Genomic DNA, 10,872 nt, shown 5'->3' on the forward strand with positions numbered 1-10,872 from the left:
CTTCTCGGTAGTCAGCACATACTTGCTCGCCTTGGTTGCTCCTTCCGGAGTGATTGATACTGTTGCGAATGGCACACCCTCACCTGTCGACGCATCGATGAGCGTCAACTTGATGCTGGTATTCTGTGCAAACGCTGAAACGGCCACACACATGGCCACAATGATAGTAAAAAAGCGTTTCATTTAATTTAATAAGTTCTTTCGGTTCTTTGACACGAGCTGAGCGCGAAGGTTTAAACTATTTTATCCTATCTGGATGATTTTGGATAAAATGTTTCCAATCGCTCTTTCCGGAGGACTGTGCCAAAGGGTTAGTAAGCTGGTAACAGTGACACATGGCTATCGCCAATGCATCTGTCGCATCGAGGTACTTGGCCTCGAGCTTGATACCGAGGGTCTTCTCGACCATCATCGCCACCTGCTGCTTGGAAGCGGCACCGTTGCCGCAGATGGCTATCTTCGCCTTGCTCGGAGCGTACTCCGAAACTGCGATACCGCGCGTTGTCGCGGCAATTATGGCAGCGCCCTGGGCCCTGCCGAGCTTGAGGATCACCTGAGCATTCTTACCCATGAAGGGAGACTCGACAGCGAGGTCGGTCGGGTGATATTCCTCGATAAGTTCGCTGATTCCGGCGTTGATGTTAGCAAGCTTCTCGAAAGGGTCCCCTATCTTTCGGAGATCGAAGACACCCATCGTAATGTAATGAGGTTTGTTTCTTTCATCTACGCGTATGACCCCGTAGCCAAGAATGTTGGTTCCGGGGTCTACACCTAGAATGATTCTTTCCTTAGTCGATGACATCAAATCCAGTGTAAGGTCTGAGGGCCTCTGGAATGATGATCTTACCGTCCTTCTGGCAGTTCTCGAGGAGAGTTGCAACGACGCGAGGAAGCGCGAGCGAGCTAGCGTTGGGAGAGTGGCAGAGCTGGGTCTTGCCCTCTGAATCCTTGTAGCGGCACTTCAGGCGGTTGGTCTGGTATGACTCGAAGTTCGAAACTGAAGAGATCTCGAGCCAACGTCCCTGAGCTGCTGAATAAAGCTCGAAGTCGTAGGTGATCGCTGAGGTGAAGCTCATGTCACCGCCGCAGAGACGGAGGATACGATATGGAAGGCCGAGCTTGTTGACGATCTTCTCGACATGAGCGACCATCTCGTCAAGAGCTGCGTAAGAGTTCTCCGGCTTCTCGATGCGTACGATCTCGACCTTGTCGAACTGATGGAGACGGTTGTGACCACGGACATCCTTTCCGTAAGAACCTGCCTCGCGACGGAAGCAAGGAGTATAAGCGGTCATCTTCACAGGGAAGTCGCTCTCCTTGAGGATAGTGTCGCGATAGATATTGGTCACAGGAACCTCTGCTGTAGGAACCATATAGAAGTTGTCCAGGTTAGCATGGTACATCTGTCCCTCCTTGTCAGGAAGCTGACCGGTACCGAAACCGGAAGCCTCGTTCACCATGACAGGTGGCTCAACCTCGAGGTAACCTGCCTCGGTGTTGATGTCAAGGAAGAAGTTGATGAGTGCGCGCTGAAGCCTTGCACCCTTACCCTTGTACACAGGGAAGCCTGCGCCGGTAATCTTCACGCCGAGATCGAAATCGATGAGGTCGAACTTCTTTGCGAGTTCCCAATGTGGAAGAGCATCAGGGCCGAGATCAGGAATCTCGTTACCCATCTTCACTACGACGTTGTCCTCGGCACCCTTTCCTTCAGGTACGAGGTCACAAGGGATATTAGGAAGGAGGACGATGGTCTTGTCAAGCTCTGCCTGGTTGGCAGCAGCCTGAGCCTCAAGCTCTGCTGACTTTGCCTTGAGCTGAGCGACCTCTGCCTTTGCAGCCTCTGCCTCAGCCTTCTGTCCAGCCTTCATGTAGCCGCCGATGAGGGCAGCTGCCTTCTTCTGTTCTGCATTGCAGTTGTCAACCTCTGCCTGGAGAGCACGACGCTTCTCGTCGAGTTCGTTGATCTTAGCAACGATCTCGGTGGCATCGAAGTTCTTGACTGCGAGCTTCTTGATCACAAACTCCGGATTCTCACGGAGCAACTTCAGTGTAAGCATATCTTAATGTAAAATGTCTTTCAAAAAAAAGAGAGACTGCACCCGCACGGAGAACAGCCTCTCTATCTTCATTTAAATCTCCGTGTTTAGTTCTCGAAAGGAACAACCGACACGTAAGACTTGTTGCCCTGCTTCTTGCAGTATACTACAGTACCGTCAACAAGTGCGTAAAGGGTGTGGTCCTTACCCATACCAACGTTGGTACCTGGGTTATGAACTGTACCTCTCTGGCGAACGAGGATGTTGCCAGCCTTTACCTTCTCGCTACCAAACTTCTTGAGACCCAAGCGTTTGCTTTCTGATTCACGACCGTTCTTTGAACTACCGACGCCTTTTTTATGTGCCATAATCTTAAATCTTTAAAAGTTAATTACGCGATCTCGTTGATCTGGAGTTTAGTAAGATACTGACGATGACCGTTCAGTTTCTGATAACCTTTACGACGTTTCTTCTTGAAAACGAGAACCTTGTCTGCTTTGCAAGTGTCGTCAAGTACAGTTGCCTTCACAACAGCACCCTCAACGTAAGGAGCGCCAACCTTGACAGCTCCGTCAACGTCTACGAGAAGTACAGTGGTGAATTCAACAGCAGCACCTTTTTCAGCCGCGAGGCGGTTTACGAAGATTTCCTTGCCAGCCTCAACCTTGAACTGCTGGCCTGCGATGTCCACAATAGCGTACATTCTATAAAACTTTTTAACTAAGTTTTGGTTGCAAGCGGCTGCGTCTGCAGCACTTATAGAGCTCCACAACCCTAAAATCGGACCGCAAATATAGTATTTTTCATATAAACCACCAACTTTTTGTCAAAACTACCGAAATATTTGTCACATAGAAGGATGAAACAAAAAAGTTTGTATTTTTGTACCTATGGATACACCTTTCATTTACGACAAGTACGTCACCGGTAAGAACTTCATCGGCAGGAAGAAGGAATGTACCGCCATGGCGAACCTTCTCAGCTCGAACGAGAACCTCGTGCTGCTCGGAACGCCGAAGAGCGGCACCATGTCCGCCATACAGCAGACCTTCTTCAACATGAAGATGGCAGGAAAGCATTTCGCAACCTGCAACGTCAACCTCTTCAACGTCCGTTCCCTCAGCGCGATGCTCCTGAAGTTCGGAAACGCCGTGATCCGCGCCCTCGCAACCACCGCTGACGAATATGAATACATAGTCGAGACCCATCTCGCAGGCACCCACTTCGTCTTCGACCAGAAGAGGTTCTGTGACTTCGACGAGGCCGTGTCCCTCAACTGGGACGCCGACGCGAACGACATCTTCTTCATGCTCAGGCTCCCTGCCAGGATCGCGGCGGCGAGAGGGATGAAGATATATATGGTAATAGACGAATTCCAGACAGTTGCCGAGCTCGAGGACAATGGACAGATACTCCGCTCCTTCAAGGAAGTGCTCAGCGAGCGCAGGAATGACGGCAGCGGATGCAACTTTGTCATCACCGGTTCGTGCTACAACGCGATGCGCTCAATCTTCCACAAGAGTCCCATGTTCAGGGGCGTGATCGAGGAATTCACCATCCCAAGTGCCGAGGAGGCCGAGATAGTCGACTACATGGTCAAGGGACTCCTCCAGAGCGGAAAGGTCATCGAGAAGGACGCAGCGGCAAGGGTCGCGCACATGTTCGAGGGCAACCTCTGGTACATAAACCACTTCGTCTCGATCTGCGACTCCCTCACCAAGGGCTATATCACGAATGCGATCATGATGGACTCCCTGAACACCCTCGTATCCATCCATGACGTCAGGTTCAGGACGTCGATGAACAATCTCACATGGCACCAGATCAGCTTCCTCCAGGCGATGCTCGAAGGTGTCACGAGATTCACCGCCGCCGACGTCATCAGGAAGTACAAGCTCAACTCTTCGGCGAACGTCGTCAGAGTGAAGGAGGCGCTGATGAAGAAGGAGCTCATCACATTCACCGACAATGACGAGGCCGTGTTCCTCGACCCTCTATTCAAATATTGGCTCACCAACTATTATTTCGCATAGCAGATGGCAAAGAAGAAAATCGTAGTTCTGACAGGCGCAGGAGTGTCTGCGGAATCAGGAATCAGCACATTCAGGGACAGCGACGGACTCTGGGAGAACTACCCTGTCGAAGAGGTCGCAGACATCAGGGGTTGGTACAAGAACCCGGAGCTGGTGCTCAAGTTCTACAATGAGCGCAGGGCTCAGCTTGCACAGGTGAAGCCCAACGCAGCCCATCGCGCAATCGCGGAGCTCGAGAAGGACTACGACGTAACCGTTGTAACCCAGAACGTGGACAACCTCCACGAGCGCGCAGGTTCGACAAGGATCATCCACCTCCACGGAGAGCTCACCAAGGTACGCCCGGAGAACTGCTACAACGACATGGACCGATTCTCGACTCAGAGCGTGATGGACATAGGATATGACCCTATCCACATCGGCGACAAGGCACCGAACGGTGCGCAGCTGCGTCCTCATATCGTGTGGTTCGGCGAGGCAGTTCCGAACATCGAGCGCGCGATCGACATCGTTTCCGAAGCGGACATCCTGCTCATCGTCGGCACTTCCATGAAGGTCTACCCCGCTGCCGGGCTCTACCGTTATGCGAAGTACGAGACTCCTATCTACGTCATCGACCCAAACGACGTCGGGCTCCGCGACTCAAGACTGCACCACATCAAGGACGTAGCGACAAAGGGAATGGAAACCTTCATCGAAGAAATCACCAAGGCATAAAATAAGAGGCCGACCCGCTGGGTCGACCTCTTTTATTTCTGGAGAGACAGATTACTGCTCGTCCTGAAGCTGAAGATGCTGTACGTAGATAGCCTTCTGCATAGCTACACGCTTCTTGACAGATGGCTTAGTGAACTCTCTACGCGCACGGAGCTCGCGGATCGCACCGGTCTTCTCGAATTTCCTCTTGAACTTCTTGAGTGCCTTCTCGATGTTCTCGCCTTCTTTTACAGGTACTATAATCATGCTAAAATCACCTCCTTTTTATTTGCGGATGCAAAGATAGACAAAGAATTCTACTTTGCAAACATTTATTTCACAGGGGCAATGACAAAGCGGAAGCTGTAGTCCTTGTATGGAAGCATGTACTTCTCGAGAGGGAGAGCACCCCAGCTGTTCACGCAGCCAAGGCCCATCTGCGCCTTGTCGATGAGGAAGTTGGTAAGGTCAGCCTTCTTTACCTCAGGAGAGTGGCTCTGATGCTTGACAGGACCGTCATCAAGGCTCTCCATGGTGTAGTGGAGCGCTGAGGCAGAGAACGGATCCTCCGCCATAACCACGATACCCTTGCCGGCATTGTTCGTCATCTTCCACCAGCGGATATCGGTCTTGGTACCGTTCTCCTGCGGACGGATGTAAGGATAGAACTGCTCTGTCACGCTCTGGGCGTAGATACCGAGGAAAGACTCATTGTTTCGGTCAGAGTAGTTCTCGCCCGGACCGCGTCCGTAGTACTCGATGTTCTCAAACGATGCTGGCATAGGCATCTGCATGCCGAAGCGGAACATGTTGGATGCCTCTCCGGAAGCAGCGAGGGTCTGAGTGACCTCAACTGCGCCCACATTATTTATACGGTAGGTAAGGCAGAACTTACCAGGGATGCTTGCGAATGTATATTCAGCCTTCACGACTGCGAGTCCGTCGACCATGTCGGCAGAAATCTCACCGAGCTTCAGGCCTGGTGTCTTCCATGCAGCGTACCTGCGCTGGAGACCTGCACCATAGTCATTGTCGGTAGGAGCCCTCCAGAAGTTAGGAGTAAGCTTGGCACCCTCGGCGAGGAGTTCCGCACCACCGAGCTTGTAGCCGCAAAGGAAACCGTCGTAGCGAGAGAACGCAAGTTCGAAGCCCTCACCGCTAACGAAGATATAGTTGAAGTCCTCATGGTCTATGCTTGGGGTGACAAGACTCATGTTGTTGACCACCTTGTTCGCAATCACGAGCTCGGGAGCCTTCCGCTGGCCAAGTTCGAGCTGGTTCTTCGCAACCACATGACCGGCAGGAAGGAGATTCTCCTCCGCCTTCTGCACGAAGCAGACATTGAGGAGCCACTCGCCCTCGGAGTCGGTCTTGCCGTAATCAACATTCACGACAGCCTTCTTCTGAGGAGCCACGGAGAGATCATTGATGACGCCGGTGCGGACTACCTTACCGTCCTTGAGGAGCTGCCACTCCATCCTGCAGTACTCGAGACCGCGGAAGAAGTTCTCGTTGTAGACCTCCACCTTGTGCTCACCTGCGAGGCTCGCCCAGATATTCTGGTAGTAGTAGCCCACCTCATACATATGTGGATTAGGGACACGGTCAGGGCTGATGAGACCGTTGTCGCAGAAGTTCTGGTCATGGGCATCGGTACGGTTGAAGTCGCCACCGTATGCATAGATCTCGACTCCGTCCTTGCCTGTCCAGCGGATGCTCTGGTCCACGAAGTCCCAGATGAAGCCACCCTGGTACTTAGGCATCTCGCGGATGAGGTCCCAATATTCCTTGAATCCGCCCTCCGAGTTACCCATCGCATGGGCATACTCGCACTGGATGAGAGGCTTGGTGCTCTCCGGATTGAGGCAATAGTTGCGGCAATGGTCATATCCCGCGTACATAGGGCAGTAGATGTCCGACTTGCCGGTAAGGTGTGCCTGCTCATACTGACACGGACGGCTTGGGTCCTCAGCCTTGGTCCAATCATAGGTATCCTCGAAGTTCTTGCCATATCCGGCCTCATTTCCGAGAGACCAGAAGATGATGGAAGGATGGTTGAAGTTGCGCTGGACGTTGCGCTGGTCGCGCTCCATGTGGGCAAGATGATAATCTTCGCGCTTTGCGATGGTCTCGGCACCGTAACCCATTCCATGGGACTCGATGTTAGCCTCGGCAACGAGGTAGATTCCGTATTCGTCGCAGAGCTCGTACCAGAGATTGTCGTCAGGATAATGGCAGGTACGCACCGCGTTGATGTTGAACTGCTTCATGATCCGGATGTCCTGGAGCATACGCTCGCGGCTGACGATGTAACCGCCGTCAGGATCGAGCTCATGGCGGTCAGCACCCTTGAAGAGCACAGGTTGGCCGTTCACGAGGAGCTGCGCATCCTTGATCTCTATCTTGCGGAAACCGACCTTCACAGGAATCACCTCAGATACGGTTCCGAGTTCGCTGAGAGTCGCGGTGAGAGTATAGAGATATGGAGTCTCAGCAGTCCACTTCTGAGGATTCTTCACCTCGAGGACCGCCGAGCGATCGAGAGACTTGCCGCTGAGTTCGGTCGAAGCGACGATCTTGCCCTCGGCATCGCGGAGGTCGAGATTGACATTTGCTGCGCTGCTGAGCTTGACGTCCACCTTGAGTGAGCCGTCTGCATAGTTTGCATCGAGGTCCGGAGTAGCACGGATATCCTCGATATGCTTCTTAGGACGCGCATAGAGATATGATTCGCGGGCAACTCCGCTGAAACGGAAGAAGTCCTGGTCCTCGAGATATGAACCGTCACACCAGCGGAACACCTGGAATGCGATGAGGTTCTCCTCGCCCGGCTTCACGAACTTGGTGAGGTCAAACTCGCACTCGAGCTTGCTGTCCTCGCTGTAGCCGACGAACTTGCCGTTCACCCAGAGGTATATGTTGCTGGTCACGGAGCCGAAATGGGCGATGATCTCCTTGCCCTTCCAGTCCGCAGGAATCACGAACGAACGGCGGTATGAACCGACATGGTTGTTCTTCACTGGCACCTTCGGAGGATTGCTCCTGAACTGATTGCCCCAGGCATATCCATTGTTCACATAGATAGGATCGCCGAAGCCCTCGAGCTCCCACATACCGGGAACCGGCATCTTATCCCAAGAATCGACGCTGTACTCTGGCTGCCAGAAACCGACAGGACGCTGATTCGCATTCGCCACGTAATTGAAGTCCCATGTGCCATGGAGAGTGAGGTAGTTCGCACTTTCCTTTGCCGGCTTCTGCGCCGCAGACTCGCTCTCGAACGCGAAGTATGCCGTGTGCATAGGAAGGCGGTTCACCTGATTCACCCTTGGGTTCTGCCACTCATTGAAGGTCTGTGCTGACGCGACGGAAGCGACCATGAGCGCCGCTGCAGACAAGATTGTTCTGAAATTCATATTCTCGTTTTGCTTATTCAATCATAAAAGAGGGCCGTCCTATTTCAGGACAGCCACAGATTTCTTCCAGTTACCGTACTTGAGGTCGGACTCCTTGATCTCGATGCAGAGGGTATGCTCGGGATCGAACGCGACCTGAAGCAGGTTGTAGTAGCCCTCCCTGGTTGCGTTTCCGTACAGACGTATACCGCCGAAGTCCTCCTCACATGGGGACATGCTCAGGAGCATCGCCCTTTCTGAAAGGCTCTCACCCTCATCGTCCACCATCATGCAGCTGTTGAAGGTCTCGAAATTGACCTCCTTCGCGTACTTGACCATCACGCTTCCCTTCGGCCACTCCCCCTTTCCCAGATGGACAGGTGAATCATATCCGATCAGATCGTCCACCGCTGCGAAGAAATATAGCATGCCTTCCTTAGGCATGAGCCCGCTCGCATCGGACTTCGCGGCTTCCTCGCAATCCACCTGGCAGAGGAAGGTAAGAGGATATGATCCCTCGGGGGTCTGCATCATCGGATATTCCATGTCCGCAGGCATGTCGGGATCGCCCCACCACTTGCTGCAGCAGAAAAGTTCTCTCTCAGTTGCTTCAATGTCTATTCTGACGGCCATAAGTTCAGTGTTTGATTCCGCGAATATACGAAAAAAATCCCTTACCTTTGCAGCAAATGATTCAAGCCATGAGCACGAACAATCCAGAAATCGAAATAATCCAGGTCAACATATCCGGCGATGATAAGCCGGGTCTTACCACCTCCCTCTCGGGTATACTCGCAAAATACGATGCAGTCATCCTCGACATCGGACAGGCGAACATCCACAATTCCCTCACCCTCGCGATGCTTCTCAAGACGACCACCGACAAGAGCGGTTTCATCATGAAGGAGCTCCTCTTCAAGACCTCCGAGCTCGGTCTGATGATCAGGTTCAATCCGGTCGCCATCGAGGACTACAACGCATGGGTGGCAAGGCAGGGACGCAACAGATACGTCGTCACCCTCCTCGGCAGGACCATCACCGCGCAGAACATCGCAGACGTATCGGGAGTCGTGACCCAGTATGGACTCAACATCGATGCAATCAAGCGACTCACCGGCCGTATGCCTCTGGACGAGAACGACAGCACCTCTAAGTCATGTATCGAGTTCTCCGTCCGCGGCTCGCTGACTCCGGAGCAGAGGCAGGAGTTCCAGCACGCGCTTCTCGCAGCAGGCGGCAGCATCGACCTCTCTTTCCAGAAGGACGACATCTACCGTAGGAGCCGCAGGCTCATCTGCTTCGATATGGACTCGACCCTCATCCACACCGAGTGCATCGACGAGCTCGCAGAGAAGGCGGGCGTCGGAGATCAGGTCAGGGCCATCACCGAAAGTGCCATGCGCGGAGAGATCGACTTCACCGAGAGCTTTACCCGCCGTGTCGCTCTGCTCAAGGGTCTCGATGTTTCGGTAATGGAGGAAATCGCAAGGAACCTTCCTTTCAACGAGGGTCTCGAGCGCATGATGACCATCCTCAAGAGGGTCGGATACAAGACCGCCATCCTCTCCGGAGGATTCACATACTTCGGCAAGTACCTCCAGCAGAGATTCGGATTCGACTACGTGTATGCCAATGATCTCGAGATCGAAGACGGCAAGCTTACCGGAAGGTACAGCGGCGAGGTCGTGGACGGAAGGCGCAAGGCCGAGCTTCTCAGGCTTCTCTGCCAGTTCGAGAATATCAACCTCGAGCAGGCCGTGGCGGTAGGAGACGGTGCGAACGACCTCCCTATGCTCAGTCTCGCTGGTCTCGGAATCGCATACCACGCGAAGCCAAAGGTAAAGGCGAACGCAAAGCAGTCCATCTCGACGATCGGTCTCGACGGTATCCTCTACTTCCTCGGACTCAAGGATTCTTATATCGACCCTAACGGAAAATAAGAAATAATGCATATCTTTGCGTCGCGTTCGGGGATATCATCCTCTATCGGGCGCAAAAAAGCGGGCGTGTTGTAATTGGTAGCCAAGCCAGACTTAGGATCTGGTGCCTCGTGCGTATGGGTTCGAGTCCCTTCGCCCGCACTCGAAAGTAGCTCAGCCAGACGGCTGGGCTATTTTCGTTGCTGGCTCGGGCCTCGCGTTTTACTTGGCGGGGCGAAAATCGGCAAAAGTTTCCCCATTTATTGGATCTTGACGCGGATTGGGGGTATTTGAGATGAAAATCACCCCGTTGCGATAACGGCTACCCCAATCTGCCGAAGATAGACTGCAAAACACAGGCATCAACACGTAAAATTCTGCAGATCTGCTTCTTCGTAGCATTATATTCATTTCTCATAACCTTAGCTATCGACACCTTTGCCTCTGCGGAAATCAGAGATGGATTTATTTCGCCATAGGCTTCTCTGCATCTCATACTTATTGCGGCGTATAACTCATCATCCGTATATGAGATGCTCTCTCCTATTTCCTTTGCGATTTCTTTATTTTGTTCAATATTTTTCCCCAGCATGTAAAAATAGTGACTCGCGTCACGGAACAGCTTTTCTCCTGCTTTAATATCGCAGAACTAAGTATATGACAAAAATTTGAAAACATTGATTCTATAGCGGTCTGTATGGTTGATCAGGCACTGAGAGATGTAGTCCAGCCCGTACTTGAACAGGCTCACAGCCCTTCGTCCATGCTTCAAGACCTTTATAGGTTTGAT

General features: G+C 52.6%; 12 protein-coding genes and 1 tRNA gene. 4 read left to right on the top strand and 9 right to left on the bottom strand.

Annotated elements, in window-relative coordinates; genetic code table 11:
* The 5 genes from AC06ND_RS09075 to rplU all read right to left on the bottom strand — a co-directional run.
* On the bottom strand, positions 1-183 hold a 183-nt coding region (locus AC06ND_RS09075; RefSeq protein WP_475678663.1), incomplete at its 3' end, for a hypothetical protein.
* A 55-nt stretch (positions 184-238) separates the two neighbouring features.
* Complete coding sequence (gene ruvC, locus AC06ND_RS09080; RefSeq protein WP_475678664.1) at positions 239-805, bottom strand: crossover junction endodeoxyribonuclease RuvC; 567 nt, start codon at positions 803-805, stop codon at positions 239-241.
* Entirely contained in the window at positions 789-2,060 is a 1,272-nt protein-coding gene (gene serS, locus AC06ND_RS09085; RefSeq protein WP_475678665.1) for a serine--tRNA ligase, read from the bottom strand. The genes ruvC and serS overlap by 17 nt, the downstream gene beginning before the upstream one ends.
* Positions 2,061-2,146: 86 nt before the next feature.
* On the bottom strand, positions 2,147-2,407 hold the full coding sequence (gene rpmA, locus AC06ND_RS09090; protein ID WP_475678666.1) for a 50S ribosomal protein L27: 261 nt from the start codon (positions 2,405-2,407) through the stop codon (positions 2,147-2,149).
* 23 nt (positions 2,408-2,430) lie between these two features.
* Complete coding sequence (gene rplU / locus AC06ND_RS09095) at positions 2,431-2,742, bottom strand: 50S ribosomal protein L21 (RefSeq protein WP_475678667.1); 312 nt, start codon at positions 2,740-2,742, stop codon at positions 2,431-2,433.
* Positions 2,743-2,929: 187 nt separating this feature from the next.
* Between rplU and AC06ND_RS09100 the strand changes: the two genes are divergently transcribed.
* Positions 2,930-4,072 (top strand): ATP-binding protein, encoded by a 1,143-nt coding sequence (locus tag AC06ND_RS09100; RefSeq protein WP_475678668.1) that lies wholly within the window; start codon positions 2,930-2,932, stop codon positions 4,070-4,072.
* A gap of 3 nt (positions 4,073-4,075) precedes the next feature.
* Positions 4,076-4,789 carry an SIR2 family NAD-dependent protein deacylase gene (locus AC06ND_RS09105; protein WP_475678669.1) on the top strand — a complete coding sequence of 238 codons (714 nt, stop codon included), beginning with the start codon at positions 4,076-4,078 and terminating at the stop codon, positions 4,787-4,789.
* Positions 4,790-4,840: 51 nt separating this feature from the next.
* Here AC06ND_RS09105 and rpsU read toward each other — a convergent pair whose 3' ends face one another.
* From rpsU to AC06ND_RS09120, 3 genes are all read right to left on the bottom strand, one after another.
* Positions 4,841-5,035, bottom strand: coding sequence for a 30S ribosomal protein S21 (rpsU, locus tag AC06ND_RS09110; RefSeq protein ID WP_475678670.1), 195 nt, complete (start codon positions 5,033-5,035; stop codon positions 4,841-4,843).
* Positions 5,036-5,100: 65 nt separating this feature from the next.
* Positions 5,101-8,184: a beta-galactosidase, LacZ type gene (gene lacZ, locus AC06ND_RS09115; RefSeq protein ID WP_475678671.1), complete on the bottom strand. Its 3,084-nt coding sequence runs from the start codon at positions 8,182-8,184 to the stop codon at positions 5,101-5,103.
* Positions 8,185-8,223: 39 nt separating this feature from the next.
* On the bottom strand, positions 8,224-8,796 hold the full coding sequence (locus AC06ND_RS09120) for a DUF1963 domain-containing protein (RefSeq protein ID WP_475678672.1): 573 nt from the start codon (positions 8,794-8,796) through the stop codon (positions 8,224-8,226).
* Positions 8,797-8,864: 68 nt separating this feature from the next.
* Between AC06ND_RS09120 and serB the strand changes: the two genes are divergently transcribed.
* Together serB and AC06ND_RS09130 are read left to right on the top strand one after the other, a co-directional pair.
* The gene (gene serB, locus AC06ND_RS09125) at positions 8,865-10,103 is read left to right on the top strand and encodes a phosphoserine phosphatase SerB (protein WP_475678673.1); all 1,239 of its coding nucleotides are present in this window, start codon (positions 8,865-8,867) and stop codon (positions 10,101-10,103) included.
* 60 nt (positions 10,104-10,163) lie between these two features.
* Positions 10,164-10,244, top strand: a tRNA-Leu gene (locus AC06ND_RS09130).
* Positions 10,245-10,404: 160 nt separating this feature from the next.
* On the opposite strand, the gene AC06ND_RS09135 is transcribed toward AC06ND_RS09130, so the two are convergent.
* Positions 10,405-10,674: a hypothetical protein gene (locus AC06ND_RS09135; RefSeq protein WP_475678674.1), complete on the bottom strand. Its 270-nt coding sequence runs from the start codon at positions 10,672-10,674 to the stop codon at positions 10,405-10,407.
* Positions 10,675-10,872: the final 198 nt, after the last annotated feature.

The organism is Candidatus Cryptobacteroides sp., assembly GCF_056207615.1.